We start from the raw sequence: 16,742 nt of genomic DNA, 5'->3' as shown, positions 1-16,742 counted from the left end.
TGATGCGTATCTGCTGGGCCAGTCCAGAGACGACACGGCCGTGTACACCGGGAACTCGCCAGAGGTCATACTCGAGATGATCAACGAGTGGGCAGAGCCGGTGCCTGATCTTGCGGCTCCACCCGAGCTGCAAATCGGCTTCCCCGCCATGGAGGATCGCTGGCCGAAATATGTCGGCAGCTGGCAATGGAACATCCATGGCGAGGTACGAAACGAGGACGTCCTACGGCGCGCCGCCGCCGGCACCGTCACCGTCATAAGGAAGGCATCGGCATGAGCGCCGATCTCGTTGAGCAAATCTCTCGCCTACCGGCACTCGCGGGAATCACATACCGTGGCATGGCCGGCATGCCACCGAGAAGTGCACTCACGGTTCCCGGGTTGCTGCCTACCTCAGTGAACCCGCGAGTGGCTACCGAAAACTTCACCGCCGAGCGAGTGGCTGCAATCGCCACCTCCAGCGGGCGATTCATAGGTCCGCTATCTCGCCATCCCGATGAGATGGAAACTGTTCTGCTGCCAGGGACACTGCTTCTGCCGGTTGGGTTCGTCCAAGTCGACGGACTCGAGGATCCGGTCATACTCCTGGAGGAGCCGGGCTCGGCGCCCGGCTTGCCAGCCAATAAGGCCGAACTCCAAGAATTGGTCAGGCGGCAGGTTGGGACCGCGCTCGCTTTGCCGCCGGTTCCCATCTATTCCCCGGGCCGCTTCACGACACCGCGCTCATGAGGGTCGATGCGGATCGACGAGTCTTGTGCTGCGAACGTCGAGGACCGTCACCGTCAGGGCACGAAGGCCGCCTGTTACGCCAGCCGGACGAGTGCAGGACGTTGACAATCAACGAACTCACCGAACTCGGCATCCTCGAATGACCGCGATGAACATATCGCGAGACCTCGTCACATGGGCCGCAGAATCCGGATTCGCTTGGAAACCAGAGGGATACGGAGAGACCATGCGATTCTCCAGCCTGGGCGGCGAGGAAAGATTCTATTTACGTGCCAGTGCCGATGAACCTGGTTGGATTGATATCACCAATGCGAGCCGTACCGGCGGCGAGCAGCAACTTTTCAGCGCGAGGAACTTGGATGTCGCCGAACGCTTCTTCTGGGGTTTGTTTGGCTCGGACAGACGAAGCCGAATGCATCTGCCACGTCTGAGAATTCCCATTCGCGCCGATCAGGTTGCCCGGGGCTTCTGCATCGAACTACTTGGGTCCGGCCAGTCACGGCTCGTGGACGCAGATGGAGAGAATGTCATGGCCGCCACCTCGGATATCTCCGACGTCGCCAATCTCGTACGAACCTCGCACTGGATGTCAGTGCCACTCAGAGAATTGAAAGAGAGTTTCTCCCATCCCGAAGGTCGCCCCGCGTTTCAGCTGTCGAAGTAGCGAGGTGGCTATGTACGACTTCTCGCGCTTGAGGTTTGATTGGCTCAAATGGACGGCTTGGGCGGGGATGTGGAATCCGTCGGTCATTATCGACAACGTTGAGGAAGACGCCGTCTTCGAGTCCGATGACCAGACGTATCGCCTGAGGTACGACGGTGGCTCGTGGGTGATCGACGTTACCAATGACCGGAGAAAGCTCTATCCCGCGGTTGCGCAGTTCTCGAACTTCGATCTGGCAGAAAAATACTTGATCTGGAGTTGGGCAACGCTCATACGCAGCAGTCTCGCGTCGGGACCGTTGGGAACCGATCTTTACAAGAAGGGCTATGCGCCGTCAGTCGAGGTTAGCGAGATACGGGAAGGGTTCGTCGAGATCCGTGGCAGCGCCGGAGCGGCGGCCCTATCAGCCCCAAGCGCGACGATCTTCAGCCATTTGATGACGACGCCGGTGGAGGAAATCGAGAGGCTGGTCAATATCGGCAAGCCGTCGACTGAGCCCAGAACGCAGGAGCGATAGTCCGGATGCGGTTTGAGAAAACCCATTTTTCGGACACCGGCCGCTATTGGCTGGGCCGCGAGACGACGACCCAGCGACACTTCCTCGGTATTCCCCTGTCGAACAGCAGGATCGACTACATCGAGTACTACTGGCTGACAGCGGATCAATACGAGAGATTCGCGATCGACAAAATGGCCGCCACCGAGTTTGCCGACTCCTGCCGTCGCCGAGAACACGACGACATCCTTGCTTTCCCACCAGGACCGGACCGTGGCAGCCCGCGTTGAGCCACCCGCGCGGTCCCCGAAATTGATGCAGGATCACTACCGCAGCGGATCGTAGGCTGGACTGACGCGGTCAGTCGGGCTGAGGGGAGCCGCCGGTGTACGTCGATTCGCACTTTTCACCGCACCATCAGTACTCCCTTGGCGTCGAGGTCGGCTCTGGGCGAAAGTATCTGTCAATTCCTGTGAGCAACGGAGTCTTTGACTACGAGGAGTACTACGAACTGGACGCCGACGAGTACAACGCTTTCGCATCGGATCAGATCGCAGCGTCAGAATTCGCACAATCGTGCCGAGAACGTGAGCGGGACGATCGGTTGATCGAACGGCCGGGGTGGAATCGTGGCACACCGGTCTGAGGCGAAATGTCGGAGATCAGAGGAAGGATCTCCCCGATGATGACAGCGTTCGCCGATGCAGTCGAGGCCATCCTCGGACCCGTCCTAGCGGTCAGCGGCTTCATTCTCGACCAGGTCGACGATGAGCCAGACAGCGGAGGCCGTAATCTCCACGTCGTCTACTATCGCTCCCCTGATTGCAAGATCCAGGTCTATCAGTCCTCGGGCGAGGGCGAAACCAACTCGATGATCGCGCCGAGCGACGCTCCGAATCAGCTCGGCTTGAACGCGCCCGGCTGGCAATTCCTGACCACGTTCACTGAACAGCCGGCTGGTCCCATCGCCGAAGTGATCGAGAAAGCTGGGCTCGAGTATCACGCCTATGGCGAGCCGCTCCTATGGGTCAGGGATCGCATCGTGAAGTATTTCCACGCCGCACACGTTGGAATCGCCGCAACGCCCGGCAAGGATTGACGCCGTGACCAGCGCCCGCGCATCCCGCCAGAGTTCGAGACCATGACGAAAGATCGCTTCTCGGAGACATCTTTCTCGATCGCCCATCGCTTCTCCTTCGGCAGCGATCTGCACACGGGTGAGTTCTATCTGGCGATACCTGTGAGCAATGGCGCCGTCGACTACAACGAGTACTACCGCGTCAGCGGCGAACTAGCGCGAAGCTTCGCGACCGACTCTGAGTCGACTATCGCCTTCGCTGAGGCCTGTCGCCGTCGCGAGCACGACGACCTCCTTCTCTACCAGCCCGATGGGCGAAGAGGGGCCCCGATATGACGAACCCGTATCAAAGTCTCTTGCTGCTAGGAACTTACGACTGGGTCGCGCTTGATCACGTCCACCGAGAAATAGCCCGTCACATGATTGGATCTCCGATATCGCAGATTCAACAAGCCGCACTAGAGTTTATCCGCGAGGTGGTTGAGCAGGGCTTGTTCGAGATTGGCGACGTCACCGCCGAGCGCGGGTTCGTCCGTTGGCTGGAACCCATCGATCAAGCGATCTCTCGGATCGAGCGCTTTTACATCGATGCGTTCGACGACACCGCCGTGTGGCCATGGTGCTGCTGGCTCAATATGACTCCATACGGTGAACAGATCGCGCATGAGCTATCGGACCCGCCGGGTCCACCGACGGGTGGCTAGCGACAAGGCATTATGGACGCACACACCGCGAAAGCCAATGCTAAACATCCGGTCCCGAAAGGTCAGCGGCCGTGATGGATCTAGGACTGAGCGGCAAGAAACTGCAATCTGTGCTTACCGAGAATTCTGTCGTTATGAAGTTCCAAGATGATCATTTCGCCCTGATGGCGTCGCCTCTCACGTTGAGTAGCGAAGACGAAACCTTCACCTTGACCCCGGACGAGGACCCGGCGGAGGCCTTCGCTCCAATCCGCCAGTTGCTGGGGTTGGACATCATTGAATCCATAGCCGACGATTCCGGCGCGCTCAGGATGGCTTTCGAAGACGGCAGCCTCATTCATGTACCGGCTGATGACCAGTGCGAGGCGTGGAACGTATCGGGCCCCCGCGGCGCGCTCGTCGTCTCGATGCCGGGCGGCGAGCTCGCGATCTGGAGCGCACACGCCAAATCGGATACCCCGGAATGAAATCGACGTGCGAAAGGTCGCTTCGGTGGATGTGAGCTTGAAGTTCCTCCACCATGACGAGAGGCGGATGCTTCATGACGTCGTGAGTCGTCGTGACCCAGCGCTATCCGAGAAACTCGCGGTCACCGACACGGTGTCGCGCAGCGACGCGGAGCTGATCGTGTCGATCCTGTGTGACGAGTTCATCGACAACCTCGATGACGAATGGGAACCGACGGCGTACGGCACAGCAATCAGCGATCTCTTGCAACGTGTCAATGCGGCGAGATTGGACGGGACGTGAGGCGATGTAGCGACCAATGCTGTGGCCATGACTGACCGAGCGCTGACAGACGATGAGCGTGCGCTGATCATCGCAATCATCAGCACGACAGGACATTACGAAGATGACGCACTACAGGCCGAGCTCGCACGGGCGCTGATCTCGCACACCAAGACATGGGTCTGTGACGTTCAGGTGCCGGACTCGACGCCGGTCTTCGATTGTCCCGACGGACCGTTCCCCGCCAGGGCGTTCGTGTCCAACGGCATCGACTTCCAGGGTGAGATCATCATCTGGGTCACCAGGGGCCACCTTGCCGGACTCGAGTACGCCTGGGTGACCGATCAGCCGCCCACCCGATGGCCACGACCCGACGAGCTGGAGGTGCATCCGGCATGATCGACTACGAGTAGTTTCCGGGTCTCGACGGGTTCTATCTCGAAGACAGTTTCGTGTTGGCGATCACCGAGACGCCGTCAACAATGATTTTCAGTCTCGACGCCGTCCTGACGCCTGAGCATCCCGCGTATCGACCGCCGCGACAAGGCGAGCATCACTGCTACCGATCCGCTGAGCTCCTCTTCATCGACTTATCGAAAACCGAATGGCTGCACCGGTCGCACAGGTTCTTTACCGACGCCGCGGGGGCCAAAGACCTCGGCAACATCGATGCAGTCGTAGCGGGCGCCGATTCCGTTCTTCTCGAGGGCGATTGGGGTCGTGTCCGAGTAAGGGGATCGCGGAGCAATGGCTATCCCCGACCCAGGATGAAACTGCAGTCAGATCATGATTCGACCGTCAGCGATTGAGCGAGAGGTGATTCGGTGATGCCGGACGATACGGGCCTACCCGAGATCAACTCCTATATCGGTCTCATCGACCGCTTCCTGCGTCGATCCGTCAGCGCGCCCGACTTCAGACTTACCTATCTACGAATGGTGAAGAACGAGCAGCGGATTCTCGGTGGACGTGTCTTCCCCGTACTTCAGGAACTGTTCGAGGACGCCGACCGCTATGTCGCTGAACCTCGACTGAGAACGGGACCGGAAGACCTTGACGACGAAGGGCTCATGTCATGCGCTGCCCGCGCGCGAGGGGCGTTGCGGGTCCTCGGCTACAACTGAGGTTGTCATGGGCTGCCTCGGTGCGCCTACGCCTCACCCAAACTCGGCCGGTAACCATCGGCCTCGGTCTCGGCAGCAAGCAACGCCGACAACTCGCCTTCCTGCTGAGAAACAAATACACCGATCACCTGGCGGCATACCTCCGGCACAGTGACGCCCTGCCTGTCAGCAATGCGTTTCAACCCGACCAGCATGGATGTCGTCACGTGGAACTGCACCGCGTACTGCCCACACGATCCGTCCTCGGGCGGCGGCCCCGGACCCACGACCACGGGCTCTTCGACGCCGAATGCGTCCACGTCAGCAGCCCGGACCCTTTGGACACCGCCACGACTACCGTCGTCGGCTGGTTCCCGAACTTCCTCGTGACTGAACAACCCCATGCCGACAACGCTAGACCTCCAGTGTCTCGATGCCTGAGTGGTGCACAGTGAAGGTCTGACGACGACGGGGGCTACGCGATGGACGATGCGGTGAGCGATCCGCTGGTGCTCGGGCAGCGAGTGGTCGCCATTCTCGAGACCGGCGCCCGTGACGCCACCTACAAACTGGCATTGCTGATGGCCCTGATCGAGCACTGCATCGAGAACCTCCCAGACCGACGCAATGACACGCTCCAGGTACCAATTGCCGACCTCGCGCACCGCGTCATCGATCTGTATTGGCGCCAGGTCCGCCCGTTCGAAGGGCAGGAACTCGTGCAGCGTCGGACGGGGAACAAAGCCCGCATCACCGATGCGACGAAACGCCTGCGCGCAGCTGCCGGGATCGGCAACTGCGGGCTCTCGCTCGAGGTGGCGATGATGCGCGTGCCCGATGCCTACGCGGACGCGATCGACACAGTGGTGATCGCGCTCGCCAAACAACCGCTGCCTCGACTGCAGAAGCTCCCGGGCGCCGCTGCAAGTGATCCGTTCCTGTACGACGACTCGTTTCTCGGCGAGAACGTCTCTCGCAAGATTCTGCGGGAGCACGACGACTCCATCGTTTTGAAGCCGGGCGTTGCCTCCGGGCTGGCTCGTCTTGCCGGACTTCTCAAACCGGCGCTGGAGATCATGTGGGTTGACGACGTTCGGCGCATGAATCGGTTTCTCGACGCTGAGATTCCCGACGTGGCCGGACATCTGTTCGGGCGCGACCGCCTGGCGTTGTCGGCAATCCGGGAGCCGTTCAAGGACGTCTTTGGACCGCACTGCTTTTACTGCAGCAGTCACCTGCCGACGAACAATCCGATCGACCATGTGCTGCCGTGGTCGCTTGTCGGGATCGACGGCTTGGCAAATCTGGTGCTCGCCTGTGCACAATGCAACTCTGACAAGAGCAGCGCGTTGCCGGCAGTGGCGATCGTCCGCCGGGTACTGCTCAGGGATCGAAAGACGCTCGAAGACATTGCTTCTGAGCTGCATTGGCCGACGCAGCACGACCGAACCATCGCCGCTGCGCGAGGAATCTACCGCGGACAACCAACGGGTGTTCCCACATGGGCGGGTTACAAGCAGACGGAACGCCTCGATATCGGCTTCTCACCGCAGTGGCCCTGACGAGTAGTCCGGCGCCGAACTAATCCGCTACATCAGCGTAGGCGCACTGGTGAGCCTGTCGGGTCCGCATGGGACAGGGACTGCGGCGCTATTGCCGTACCCCGATCGCGTGGTCGTCCCCTCGGTGGTGACGCACACAGAGTCGGCGTAGCAGTCTTTCATTGGATTTTGTCGTGCTTCGCAAGGTTATGGCGGGCACACATCAGTTGAATGTTGTCGGCCACGAGTGATGATCCGCCGCGCGAGTACGGGATGATGTGGTCGAAGTGAAGGTTATCGGTACTTCCGCAGTTGACACATCTGCCTTGGTCACGCTTCCACACGGTGAGCTTCACTTCCGTTGGGATAAGCCTGTTTTGCTCTAGGCGCGGCTCGCGCCAATCGACGTTTGGCGTGGCATCGGGGTCTACCTCGAGCCGGAACTTGAACACTAATCGCCCGTTTGACTCTTCTCGCCAGCCATCGACGAGCTTGAATATGCCGTTAAACGTCCAGATGCCGGTACGCATTTTTTCGTAAACCCGCACCCGTTCCGCCGGAATCCTCAGTGCCCGGTGTTGTGAGGCAGCTTCAAGGAACAGCCCGTTCTGTGTTAAAGAGCCCCCCGGTCCCCGCTCAGGCTGGTCCAAAGTCTTCGGGTCAGGCCCGCCCCTTGTCTGTGGGGTGTCGTGGCCCTCATAAATGAGGACGCGACCATCTTTTTCGATGCGGTCGTCATAGGGTGCGCCGGGCCGGCGGCTCATCAAGATTATTGTGGGCCGTCCGTTAGTACCGAAGTTCATGCCGCGCTGTAGGTTGGTACCTTCCTCGCGGCACATCTCCAGGTAAGAAATGACTTCACCTGGCACAATCACAGGCTGAATGTTAGGCGATGCGCCTCGGCGAGGTTGTAAACACGCGACGCCTGAAGCGCATCCGCGGACCCGACAACGGTCATAGGCCGACGATCCCGGGGAGGTCCAGGCCGCAGCCGCCCACGGAAATCCCACTTCCGCGTTGGCAGGGCATTATCGCGAGAAGCTTCGTCAGGGACGACCGTGCGCTTGGAATATGACTCCAACTCGTCATGAAATGGCCGTTTTGCATGCACTACAGTCCGCATCCCTTGCCTATCGCCGATTCAGCGCGCATCCCAGTTAAGGTCATTGGTTTTTGCGCGTCGCCGCCCGGGTCCTAATCTCCCTGCCTGGCTCACATCCGCGCCATACGATCACCCCGTGCAACCCGAAACAGCCACCGAGCAGCGCCACGTCTCCGGCATCGCCGCCGTGATGACCGTGCTCGCGATGGGCCTCGGCTACGCCGTCTCCATCGGCGACCCCACCACCCTGTCGGCCAACCTGCAGGTCGTCTCCGCCGGACTCGGCATCACCGGCAGCACCGCCACCTTCATCGCCAGCCTCGCCACCCTGACCATGGCCGCCGCGGTGCTCTCCGCCGGCGCGCTCGGCGACCTCTACGGCATGCGCCGCCTCTACATGGTCGGCCTCGCCGGCGCCGCCGCCTTCAGCCTGCTCGCCGCCGCCGCCCCCGTCGCCGCCGTCCTCATCATCGCCCGCGCCGGCGTCGGCATCTCCCTGGCCTTCCTCATCGGCCTCTCCCTCGCCCTCACCAACGCCGTCTTCTCCCCCGAACGCCGCGCCGCCGCCATCGCCGCCTACTTCGGCGTCGGCTACGCCGTCTCCACCCCCATGCCCGCGCTCGGCGGCACTCTCGCCCACGCCATCGGTTGGCGCGCAACATTTTTCCTCGTCCCGGTCATTGCCGCCGTCGGTCTGCTCATCACCTGGCGCTTCGTCCCCGAGACACTGCGCAGCAGCCGCCGCCTCGACATCCCCGGTATGGCGCTCTTCGCCGTCGCGCTACTCGCCTTCATCTACGGCATGTCCCGCATCGAGACCGGCATCGACGCCGTCGGTCTCACCTGCATCGCCGGCGGCCTGGCGGCCGGTGTCGCGTTCGTCGTCCGCGAGCGCAGCACCGACCATCCCGCCCTCGACATGCGCGTCTTCAGGTCCAGCCGCTTCAACGCCGCCGTTGCCGCCGGCGTCGTGTTCAACATCGTGCTCGGCGGCTCGATGATCCTGTTGGCCTTCTACCTCGTCACCATCCGCAAGGAATCCCACGAGCTATTCGGCTACCTGCTCATGCCCGCCACCGCCATGGCCGCGCTCGCCGCCCTCTCCGCCGGACCCGTCGCGAATAAGTTCGGCGCTCGCACGGTCATGGTCACCGGCCTCGTCCTCATGCTCGGCGGGCTGGTGGTGCTGCACAGCTACACCCTCGACACGACCCGCGTCACAGTGTTCGTCACCGCTGCGCTCATGGTCGTCGGCGGCGCGTTGGTCACCACCCCGCAGGCCATGATCATGATGAACAGCGCCCCAGCCGACCTCGGCGGCGCCGTCTCCGCCGTCAAGAGCGCGGTCAACGAAGGCGGATACTCCCTCGGCCCAGCACTATTCGCACTCGTTGGCATCAACCTGTTCCTCACCGACAGTGCCCACGACCTGACTAAAGACGGTGTCACACGGGCCGATACGCGCGAAGCGCTGATCACCTCCCACGGCGGCCACAGCGGCGCGACGCTGATCAACCCCGAGCAGGCCCGCCTGATCGTGGATCAGGCGCCCAACAACGCGATCGACGCCATCCACACCCTGAGCCTTATCATGGCCGCTGGGCCGATCATCGCGATCATCCTGGCGCTCTGGCTGATCAAGCCGAACCGCTGAGCGTCACTGCCGATCTTTTGGTATCGACGGGCACTCCTTGCGAAGCCCAGCGGCAGCGGCGGCTGCCGACATCGATCCGCTCCGGTATCGGACGTCCACTGATTCCCCTGCATCCGGGGACCGTTGCGCATCGGCAATTTGCCCGAGGGCGTCGGCCATGTCCTGCGCGTATGCGCGGATATCCGGAGACGCAATCTGGGAGGCCTTTTCCCGGATGTCACGAGCAGCGGCATCCTCGGACTCTGCGGCTTCTGTCGTGTTGTCGTCCGGCGCATCGACCATCGCGTTCAGTGAGGCGCTGAGCGACGTCCACGTCTCGAACACATCGGCGGCTAGCCGACAATCGCCGTCAGGCCGACTCTGCTGCCGGACGATCAGCACACAAGCGACGACGCCGAGAGCGACCAGAACGCAGACTACGAGCCACCGTCTGCGTGTAGTCATCGACGAGATCGCGCCATCAGTGCCACCTCCCCCGGAACGCCGCACGAGCAATCCTAAAGGCTTGTCGAGGCGGACCGGAGCGGCAAAACTGGTCAGGCGGGCCCCGCGCCCGCGACCGTCGGCTCGATCGTCGGCTCCGGGAACCCGGCCGAGCGCACCGCCTCCCGCACCGCGGCCGACACCGCATCCACCGAGCCCGACGGCGCCAGCGCGATCACACAGCCCCCGAAGCCGCCGCCCGTCATCCGCGCCCCCAGCGCGCCCGCGGACACCGCGGTCGAAGCGATCAGGTCGAGGTGCGGTGTGGTGATCTCGAAGTCGTCCCGCATCGACTGGTGCGACGCCGTGAACAACTCCCCGACCCGACCGAAGTCGTTCGCCGACAACGCCTCTACCGTGTCCAGCACTCGCTGATTCTCGGTGACGATGTGACGGGCCCGGCGTTGATCCTCGCCTGAGAGCCCAGAAACCGACGACGCCTCCCGCAGCGACGCCACGCCCAGCGCCGCCGCGGCCCGCTCACACGACGCCCGCCGCGCGGCGTACTCGCCACCCGCGTGCTCATGCCGTGCCTGCGAGTCGATCAACAGCAGCGTCACCCCGTGCGCATCGGGGTCGAACGGAACCGGAGTGACGGTCAGATCGCGGAAGTCGATCAGCTGGGCGCACCGCGGCTGCGCGTAGAGGATCGCCAACTGGTCCAACAATCCCGTTGGTGCACCGACATACTCGTTTTCCGCGCGCCGCGCGATCCGTGCCTGCTCGACACGATCGACCGCGATGTCGCCGAGGAGAGCGCCCAGGACGGCGCATTCCAGCGCCGCCGACGATGAGAGGCCCGAGCCGATCTGCACACCACCGCTGATCGACAACGTGCCACCCGGCACCGGATAGCCCGCCTCCCGCAGCGACCACACCACACCCGCCACGTACGCAGCCCACCCGGTCACGTCCCCGGGCGCCGTGTCGACGGCGACGCGCGCCGCAGACGGCTCCCGGTCCGTACGCACCACCAGCTCGCCGCTCTCGGCCGGCTCGAACTCCACCACCGTGCGGCTCGGCAGCGCGATCGGCAACGCGAAACCCGCGTTGTAGTCGGTGTGTTCGCCGATCAGGTTGATCCGGCCGGGCGCAGAGAAGCGAATGCTCACAGGCCGCGCAGCCTTTCGGCCAGCGCCTCGGGCACGACGTCGTTGATGAAAGCGTCCATGATCGATTCCGACGACGCCAGGTACTTGAGCTTGTCGGCGGTCCGGCGGGTCGAGATGATCTCGACGTGGAAGCAGCCCTCCCCCTCCGGATATTGGTGCAGCCCCGCCATGTACGGCAGCGGCGCGTCGTACATCCGGTCCAGCCGCCGCAGGATCTCCTGGTACATGGCGCTGAATGCGTCCAGCTCAACCCATGAAAGATCAAGCAGCGAATGCACGAACCGGTTCGGGTAGATGTGCACCTCCACCGGCGACCGCGCCGCGAACGGCACGAACGCTGTGAACGCCGAATCTCGCGCAACGATGCGACGTCCGTCCGTGACCTCACGGGCCACCAGATCGCCAAACAGGTTGCTGCCATGCCGTTCCCGATAGAGCGAGGCCCGCCGCAGCATCAGCTCCGTCCGCGGCGTCAGGAACGGATACCCGTAGATCTGCCCATGCGGATGGGTCAGCGTCACGCCGATCTCTTCGCCGCGGTTCTCGAAGCAGAACACCTGCGCGATCCCCGGGCGGCCAAGCAGGTCAAAGGTCCGGTGCCGCCATGCCTCCACCACAAGGCGGGCCTGCGCAGGAGAAAGAGAGGCGAACGAGCTGTCGTGGTCGCTGGAGAAGCAGATCACCTCGCAGCGGCCGCTGCCGGGCACCGCCACGAACTCCGAAGAAGCAAAAAGGTCGCCACCCGACCCGGAGAGAGAAGCGAACCGGTTCTCGAAGACCACGACGTCGTAGTCCGCCGCCGGGATCTCACTGGTGAGTCCCGACGGGCCCGGGCACAACGGGCATTGACCGCGCGGCGGGAGGTAGGTGCGGTCCTGGCGGGCGGGCGCGACGATTACCCACTGGCCGGTGGTCTGGTCGAATCGCAACTCCGACAGCGACTCTGACCGCAGAGCCAGCGGACGAAGGTCAGGAACCGGAGCTGGCTCGTGGCCGGGAAGGCTGAAGAACAGCAGATCGCGTCCGTCGGCGAGGGTCCATGCCGTCACTGCGTCCGTGCGCGACGGATTCTCAACCACGGTTGACGCAACTCCTCTGCCCGGCGCATAGCCTCAGCGTCCAGGATCTGATGGTAACGCGCGACGAGTTGCTCCCGGGTCAGCCCGAACTCCGGGAGCACCTCGTCGGCGGGCGGGCCGCCGTACGGAGCCCAGCTCCGCATGAACGTGACGATGTCGTGTTCGTAGCGATCCGCGACGCCGGGCATGTCAGGCCCCGCCCTTCTTTTTGTTGTAGATGTCGAAGCCGACCGCGGCCAGCAGCACCAGGCCCTTGATCACCTGCTGCACGTCGCTGCCAATCCCGATCAGCGACATGCCGTTGTTGAGGACGCCGAGCACGAAGCCGCCGATGATCGCGCCGAACACCGTGCCGACACCGCCGCTGGCCGATGCGCCGCCGATGAACGCCGCGGCGATCGCCTCCAGCTCCATGCCGATACCTGCCTGCGGCGTCGCCGAATTCAGGCGCGCGGCGAACAGCAGGCCGGCCAGCGCCGAGAGCAGACCCATGTTGACGAACACCAGGAACGTCACCCGCTTGGTCTTGACGCCCGAGAGCCGCGCCGCGGCCTCGTTACCGCCGACGGCGTAGACCTGCCGGCCGACGACCGTCCCCCGCATGATGAACGCGTAGACGACGAAGGCCAGGGCCAGGATGATGCCGACCACCGGGACACCGCGGTAGCTCGCCAGCAGCAGCGTGAACGCCGCCAGGGCCGCGACGATCGCCGCGCACTTCGCGACGAACCAGCCCAGCGGCAACACGCTGAACCCATACTGGCTCTGCGCACGTCGCTGCCGCAACTGCTGCCACACCGCGGCCAGCATCACGAACACACCGAGGATCACGGTGGGCCAGTGATAGACGGCGTTCGTGCCGAGCTCGGGCAGGAAGCCGCTGCTGACCTGACCGAAGGTGCGCGGGAACGGCGCGATCGACTGACCCTCAAGCAGATACTGTGTCGCGCCGCGGAACACGAGCATGCCGGCCAGCGTCACGATGAACGACGGGATGCCGACGTAAGCGATCCAGAAGCCCTGCCATGCCCCGATCAATGCGCCCAGCAGCAGACACAGCGCGACCGCGACGGGCCAGGGCATGTCATTGCGGATCATCAGCACCGCCGACATCGCCCCGATGAACCCGGCGATCGAGCCCACCGACAGATCGATGTGACCGGAGATGATCACGATCACCATCCCGATCGCGAGTATCAGGATGTAGCCGTTCTGCTGGACGATGTTCGTGACGTTCAGCGGCTTGAGCAGAATGCCACCCGTCCACACCTGGAACAGGATGACGATCAGCGCGAGCGCGACCACCATGCCGTACTGCCGGAAGTTGCCCTGCAGCAACGCCTTCACCCGGGACACCGCCGAGTCCGAGGGCGGTGGCGCCGGGGCGCTCGGTGGCGTCGACACCGTCGGGGTGGTGGTCATCTATCCTCGTCCCTTCATCATGTAGCGCATCAGCGTCTCCTGCGACGCGTCGGCCCTGGCCACCTCACCGGTGAGCCGGCCCTCGTTGAGTGTGTAGATGCGGTCGCACAGGCCGATCAGCTCCGGCAGCTCCGAGGAGATCACGATCACCGCTTTGCCCTGTGCGGCCAGCGAATTGATGATCGTGTAGATCTCGTACTTCGCGCCGACGTCGATGCCGCGGGTGGGTTCGTCGAGGATCAGCACGTCGGGGTCGGCGAACACCCACTTGCTCAGCACGACCTTCTGCTGATTGCCGCCCGACAGGTTGCCGGTGATCGCCTTGACCGACGGGGCCTTGATCCGCATGTCCTTGCGGAACCGCTCGGCGACCTTGGTCTCCTCGTGCTCGTTGATCACCGACTGCCGGCTGACTTTCGGCAGCGACGCCAGCGTGATGCTGCGGGCGATGTCGTCCATCAGGTTGAGTCCGAAGTGCTTGCGGTCCTCGGTGGCGTAGGCGATGCCGTGGCTGATCGCCTCGGGCACGGTCCGGGTGCGAATCTCCCTGCCGTCCTTGAACACCGCACCGCCGGCCTTCTTGCCGTAGCTGCGGCCGAACACGCTCATCGCCAACTCGGTGCGCCCGGCGCCCATCAGCCCGGCAAGGCCGACCACCTCGCCGCGGCGGACGTTCAGCGAGACGCCGTCGACGACCTTGCGCTGCTGATCGAGCGGGTGATAGACGGTCCAGTCCTCGATCGCGAACGTGACGTCACCGATCTCGTGCGCGGTGCGCTCGGGGAACCGGTCGACCAGCGGCCGGCCCACCATGCCGCGGATGATGTGCTCCTCGGTGAGATCGGGCCCGACGTCAAGGGTTTCGATCGTGCGGCCGTCACGCAGCACCGTGATGCGGTCCGCGACGCGCGTCACCTCGTTGAGCTTGTGCGAGATGATGATGCACGTCAGGCCCTGTCGGCGCAGCTCCAGGATGAGGTCGAGCAGGTTGCGGCTGTCCTCGTCGTTCAGCGCCGCGGTCGGCTCGTCGAGGATCAGCAGCTTCACCTTCTTCGACAGCGCCTTGGCGATCTCGACGAGCTGTTGCTTGCCCACCCCGATATCCGAGATCCGGGTGCCCGGGCTCTCCCGCAGCCCGACCCGGTCGAGCAGCTGCTGCGCGTGGGTGGTTGTCTCGTGCCAGCTGATCACCCCGGCCGACGCGTGCTCGTTGCCGAGGAAGATGTTCTCCGCGATCGAGAGCACCGGCACCAGCGCGAGCTCCTGGTGGATGATCCCGATGCCGCGACGCTCACTCGACCGGATATCCTTGAAATCGCCTGGCGCACCGTCGAAGACGATCTCCCCCTCGTAGCTGCCGTGCGGATAGATCCCGCTGAGCACCTTCATGAGCGTGGACTTGCCGGCCCCGTTCTCCCCGCAGATCGCGTGGATCTCACCCTGCCGGACCGTGAGGTTCACGTCGCTCAGCGCGGTCACGGCGCCGAAGCGCTTGGTGATCCCCCGCATCTCGAGCAGAGCGGCGCCGTCGCTCCCCATCACGCCAGCTGAGCGGAGGTGTAGTAGCCCGAATCCACCAGCACCTTCTGGTAGTTCGACTTGTCCACACTCACCGGCTGCAGCAGGTACGACGGCACCACCTTGACGCCATTGTCGTACGTCGTGGTGTCGTTGACCTCCGGCTTGCCGCCGGTCAGCAGTGAATCTGCCATCTGCACAGCTGCTTTCGCGAGCTCTCGGGTGTCCTTGAACACCGTCTGCGTCTGCTCGCCGGCGATGATCGACTTGACCGAGGCCAGCTCGGCGTCCTGACCGGTGACGATCGGCAGCGGGTTGGCCGGCGTGCCGTAGCCCGCGCTCTTGAGCGCCGAGATGATGCCGAGCGACATGCCGTCATACGGCGAGAGCACCGCGTCCACGCGACCGCTGGTGTACGAGCGGCTCAGCAGGTTGTCCATCCGGGACTGCGCCAGGCCGCCGTCCCAGCGCAGCGTGGCCACCTGGTCGAACGAGGTCTGCCCGCTCTTCACCACGAGCTTGCCGCTATCGAGGTAGGGCTGCAGCACGCTCATCGCGCCCTTGAAGAAGAACGTCGCGTTGTTGTCGTCGGGCGAACCGGCGAAGAGTTCAATGTTGAACGGGCCCTTCCCTTGCGCGACGCCCAGCTTGTCGACGATGTACTGTGCCTGCAGCACACCGACTTTGAAGTTGTCGAACGTCGCGTAGTAGTCGACGTTGGCCGAGCCGCGGATCAACCGGTCGTAGCTGACCACCGGGATCTTCGCGTCGGCGGCGCGCTGCAGGATGTCGGTCAGCGACGATCCGTCGATCGGCGCGATCACGAGAACCTTGACGCCCTTGGTGATCATGTTCTCGATCTGCGAGACCTGGTTCTGCACCACGTCGTCGCCATACTGCAGGTCGGTCTGGTACCCCAGCGCCTGAAACTGCTTGGCCATGTTGTCGCCGTCGGCGACCCACCGCTCCGAGGACTTCGTCGGCATCGCGATGCCGATCGTCCCGCTGCGGTCACCCCCGCCCCCGCCGCCGGTGGCTTCGGGTCCGGTCGAGCGGCCGCACGCAGCGGTCGCCAGCGAGGCCGTCAGCGCCAGCGCCGCCGCGACTCGCAGAAAGCTTTTTCGCATGGATTCCTCCGGTTGGTCCGGCGCTCGTCGCGGGTCCGGCACGCGGACCACCGTCACGATGTGAGCGCTAACATCGAGCATCTTGTGACGCCGGTCACGGCCCTGTCAAGGGTTCACACCGGAGAAATGTGAGCGCTAACAAAGCGTTGACAGCATTCGAATGTGAGCGTTAACATCGCCGCAGTGTAACGCCGGTCACAT

General features: G+C 63.5%; 24 protein-coding genes. 14 read left to right on the top strand and 10 right to left on the bottom strand.

The window, feature by feature from the left end:
• The first annotated feature begins 76 nt into the window (after positions 1-76).
• The 7 genes from ACZ50N_RS04630 (at position 77) to ACZ50N_RS04600 (ending at position 3,303) form a co-directional block, all read left to right on the top strand.
• Positions 77-277 (top strand): hypothetical protein, encoded by a 201-nt coding sequence (locus tag ACZ50N_RS04630; protein WP_133413695.1) that lies wholly within the window; start codon positions 77-79, stop codon positions 275-277.
• A 219-nt stretch (positions 278-496) separates the two neighbouring features.
• On the top strand, positions 497-1,393 hold the full coding sequence (locus tag ACZ50N_RS04625) for an Imm61 family immunity protein (RefSeq protein ID WP_464474767.1): 897 nt from the start codon (positions 497-499) through the stop codon (positions 1,391-1,393).
• A gap of 10 nt (positions 1,394-1,403) precedes the next feature.
• Positions 1,404-1,910, top strand: coding sequence for an Imm61 family immunity protein (locus tag ACZ50N_RS04620; RefSeq protein WP_464474766.1), 507 nt, complete (start codon positions 1,404-1,406; stop codon positions 1,908-1,910).
• Positions 1,911-1,915: 5 nt separating this feature from the next.
• Entirely contained in the window at positions 1,916-2,179 is a 264-nt protein-coding gene (locus ACZ50N_RS04615; protein WP_133413697.1) for a hypothetical protein, read from the top strand.
• Positions 2,180-2,274: 95 nt separating this feature from the next.
• Positions 2,275-2,535, top strand: coding sequence for a hypothetical protein (locus ACZ50N_RS04610; protein WP_464474765.1), 261 nt, complete (start codon positions 2,275-2,277; stop codon positions 2,533-2,535).
• Positions 2,536-2,571: 36 nt separating this feature from the next.
• Positions 2,572-2,988, top strand: coding sequence for a hypothetical protein (locus ACZ50N_RS04605; RefSeq protein WP_464474764.1), 417 nt, complete (start codon positions 2,572-2,574; stop codon positions 2,986-2,988).
• A 42-nt stretch (positions 2,989-3,030) separates the two neighbouring features.
• Positions 3,031-3,303 carry a hypothetical protein gene (locus tag ACZ50N_RS04600; protein ID WP_464474763.1) on the top strand — a complete coding sequence of 91 codons (273 nt, stop codon included), beginning with the start codon at positions 3,031-3,033 and terminating at the stop codon, positions 3,301-3,303.
• Between the two features lie 122 nt (positions 3,304-3,425).
• Here ACZ50N_RS04600 and ACZ50N_RS04595 read toward each other — a convergent pair whose 3' ends face one another.
• A complete protein-coding gene (locus ACZ50N_RS04595) occupies positions 3,426-3,632 on the bottom strand; it encodes a hypothetical protein (RefSeq protein ID WP_464474762.1) in 207 nt (68 codons plus the stop codon).
• Positions 3,633-3,745: 113 nt separating this feature from the next.
• Here ACZ50N_RS04595 and ACZ50N_RS04590 point away from each other — a divergent pair, with 113 nt between their 5' ends.
• Genes ACZ50N_RS04590 through ACZ50N_RS04570 form a run of 5 tightly spaced genes read left to right on the top strand, consistent with a single transcriptional unit; the run spans position 3,746 to position 5,524 of the window.
• Positions 3,746-4,138, top strand: coding sequence for a DUF6188 family protein (locus ACZ50N_RS04590; RefSeq protein ID WP_464474761.1), 393 nt, complete (start codon positions 3,746-3,748; stop codon positions 4,136-4,138).
• Positions 4,139-4,163: 25 nt separating this feature from the next.
• Positions 4,164-4,421, top strand: coding sequence for a hypothetical protein (locus tag ACZ50N_RS04585; protein ID WP_464474760.1), 258 nt, complete (start codon positions 4,164-4,166; stop codon positions 4,419-4,421).
• A gap of 27 nt (positions 4,422-4,448) precedes the next feature.
• Entirely contained in the window at positions 4,449-4,799 is a 351-nt protein-coding gene (locus ACZ50N_RS04580; RefSeq protein ID WP_464474759.1) for a hypothetical protein, read from the top strand.
• A gap of 53 nt (positions 4,800-4,852) precedes the next feature.
• Positions 4,853-5,209 (top strand): hypothetical protein, encoded by a 357-nt coding sequence (locus ACZ50N_RS04575; RefSeq protein WP_464474758.1) that lies wholly within the window; start codon positions 4,853-4,855, stop codon positions 5,207-5,209.
• Between the two features lie 18 nt (positions 5,210-5,227).
• A complete protein-coding gene (locus ACZ50N_RS04570) occupies positions 5,228-5,524 on the top strand; it encodes a colicin immunity domain-containing protein (protein ID WP_464475591.1) in 297 nt (98 codons plus the stop codon).
• 26 nt (positions 5,525-5,550) lie between these two features.
• Here the strand turns inward: ACZ50N_RS04570 and ACZ50N_RS04565 are convergent, their stop codons facing one another.
• A complete protein-coding gene (locus ACZ50N_RS04565; protein ID WP_464474757.1) occupies positions 5,551-5,823 on the bottom strand; it encodes a hypothetical protein in 273 nt (90 codons plus the stop codon).
• 162 nt (positions 5,824-5,985) lie between these two features.
• Here ACZ50N_RS04565 and ACZ50N_RS04560 point away from each other — a divergent pair, with 162 nt between their 5' ends.
• Complete coding sequence (locus ACZ50N_RS04560; RefSeq protein ID WP_464474756.1) at positions 5,986-7,065, top strand: HNH endonuclease; 1,080 nt, start codon at positions 5,986-5,988, stop codon at positions 7,063-7,065.
• A gap of 158 nt (positions 7,066-7,223) precedes the next feature.
• Here the strand turns inward: ACZ50N_RS04560 and ACZ50N_RS04555 are convergent, their stop codons facing one another.
• On the bottom strand, positions 7,224-7,808 hold the full coding sequence (locus ACZ50N_RS04555) for an HNH endonuclease (protein WP_464474755.1): 585 nt from the start codon (positions 7,806-7,808) through the stop codon (positions 7,224-7,226).
• 474 nt (positions 7,809-8,282) lie between these two features.
• Here ACZ50N_RS04555 and ACZ50N_RS04550 point away from each other — a divergent pair, with 474 nt between their 5' ends.
• Positions 8,283-9,800: an MFS transporter gene (locus ACZ50N_RS04550; RefSeq protein WP_464474754.1), complete on the top strand. Its 1,518-nt coding sequence runs from the start codon at positions 8,283-8,285 to the stop codon at positions 9,798-9,800.
• A gap of 3 nt (positions 9,801-9,803) precedes the next feature.
• Here the strand turns inward: ACZ50N_RS04550 and ACZ50N_RS04545 are convergent, their stop codons facing one another.
• The 7 genes from ACZ50N_RS04545 to chvE all read right to left on the bottom strand — a co-directional run bounded on the left by ACZ50N_RS04545 (position 9,804) and on the right by chvE (position 16,541).
• Complete coding sequence (locus tag ACZ50N_RS04545) at positions 9,804-10,181, bottom strand: hypothetical protein (RefSeq protein WP_464474753.1); 378 nt, start codon at positions 10,179-10,181, stop codon at positions 9,804-9,806.
• A gap of 155 nt (positions 10,182-10,336) precedes the next feature.
• Positions 10,337-11,395 (bottom strand): galactokinase, encoded by a 1,059-nt coding sequence (locus ACZ50N_RS04540; protein WP_464474752.1) that lies wholly within the window; start codon positions 11,393-11,395, stop codon positions 10,337-10,339.
• The gene (gene galT / locus ACZ50N_RS04535) at positions 11,392-12,474 is read right to left on the bottom strand and encodes a galactose-1-phosphate uridylyltransferase (protein ID WP_464474751.1); all 1,083 of its coding nucleotides are present in this window, start codon (positions 12,472-12,474) and stop codon (positions 11,392-11,394) included. The genes ACZ50N_RS04540 and galT overlap by 4 nt, the downstream gene beginning before the upstream one ends.
• Positions 12,441-12,662, bottom strand: coding sequence for a hypothetical protein (locus tag ACZ50N_RS04530; protein ID WP_046362468.1), 222 nt, complete (start codon positions 12,660-12,662; stop codon positions 12,441-12,443). The genes galT and ACZ50N_RS04530 overlap by 34 nt, the downstream gene beginning before the upstream one ends.
• A 1-nt stretch (position 12,663) precedes the next feature.
• Entirely contained in the window at positions 12,664-13,896 is a 1,233-nt protein-coding gene (gene mmsB / locus ACZ50N_RS04525; RefSeq protein ID WP_464474750.1) for a multiple monosaccharide ABC transporter permease, read from the bottom strand.
• Positions 13,897-15,438, bottom strand: a complete 1,542-nt coding sequence (gene mmsA / locus ACZ50N_RS04520) for a multiple monosaccharide ABC transporter ATP-binding protein (RefSeq protein WP_464474749.1) — start codon at positions 15,436-15,438, stop codon at positions 13,897-13,899.
• Positions 15,435-16,541 (bottom strand): multiple monosaccharide ABC transporter substrate-binding protein, encoded by a 1,107-nt coding sequence (gene chvE, locus ACZ50N_RS04515; protein ID WP_073682302.1) that lies wholly within the window; start codon positions 16,539-16,541, stop codon positions 15,435-15,437. Before chvE ends, mmsA begins: the two co-directional genes overlap by 4 nt.
• Between the last annotated feature and the right edge of the window lie 201 nt (positions 16,542-16,742).

The organism is Mycolicibacterium obuense (assembly GCF_055397605.1).
The sequence above is the reverse complement of the archived record's forward strand: the minus strand, read 5'-3'. Positions and strand labels throughout refer to the sequence as shown.

Bases quoted from the DNA above. Each gene is read 5' to 3' on its own strand.
- ACZ50N_RS04590 (WP_464474761.1), top strand. From the start codon at position 3,746: ATGGATCTAGGACTGAGCGGCAAGAAACTGCAATCTGTGCTTACCGAG.
- ACZ50N_RS04530 (WP_046362468.1), bottom strand. From the start codon at position 12,662: ATGCCCGGCGTCGCGGATCGCTACGAACACGACATCGTCACGTTCATG.
- ACZ50N_RS04630 (WP_133413695.1), top strand. From the start codon at position 77: ATGATCAACGAGTGGGCAGAGCCGGTGCCTGATCTTGCGGCTCCACCC.
- ACZ50N_RS04615 (WP_133413697.1), top strand. From the start codon at position 1,916: ATGCGGTTTGAGAAAACCCATTTTTCGGACACCGGCCGCTATTGGCTG.
- ACZ50N_RS04570 (WP_464475591.1), top strand. From the start codon at position 5,228: ATGCCGGACGATACGGGCCTACCCGAGATCAACTCCTATATCGGTCTC.
- ACZ50N_RS04625 (WP_464474767.1), top strand. From the start codon at position 497: ATGAGATGGAAACTGTTCTGCTGCCAGGGACACTGCTTCTGCCGGTTG.
- ACZ50N_RS04595 (WP_464474762.1), bottom strand. From the start codon at position 3,632: ATGCGCGATCTGTTCACCGTATGGAGTCATATTGAGCCAGCAGCACCA.
- ACZ50N_RS04580 (WP_464474759.1), top strand. From the start codon at position 4,449: ATGACTGACCGAGCGCTGACAGACGATGAGCGTGCGCTGATCATCGCA.
- mmsB (WP_464474750.1), bottom strand. From the start codon at position 13,896: ATGACCACCACCCCGACGGTGTCGACGCCACCGAGCGCCCCGGCGCCA.
- chvE (WP_073682302.1), bottom strand. From the start codon at position 16,541: ATGCGAAAAAGCTTTCTGCGAGTCGCGGCGGCGCTGGCGCTGACGGCC.
- ACZ50N_RS04560 (WP_464474756.1), top strand. From the start codon at position 5,986: ATGGACGATGCGGTGAGCGATCCGCTGGTGCTCGGGCAGCGAGTGGTC.
- ACZ50N_RS04620 (WP_464474766.1), top strand. From the start codon at position 1,404: ATGTACGACTTCTCGCGCTTGAGGTTTGATTGGCTCAAATGGACGGCT.
- ACZ50N_RS04555 (WP_464474755.1), bottom strand. From the start codon at position 7,808: ATGAGCCGCCGGCCCGGCGCACCCTATGACGACCGCATCGAAAAAGAT.
- ACZ50N_RS04605 (WP_464474764.1), top strand. From the start codon at position 2,572: ATGATGACAGCGTTCGCCGATGCAGTCGAGGCCATCCTCGGACCCGTC.
- ACZ50N_RS04600 (WP_464474763.1), top strand. From the start codon at position 3,031: ATGACGAAAGATCGCTTCTCGGAGACATCTTTCTCGATCGCCCATCGC.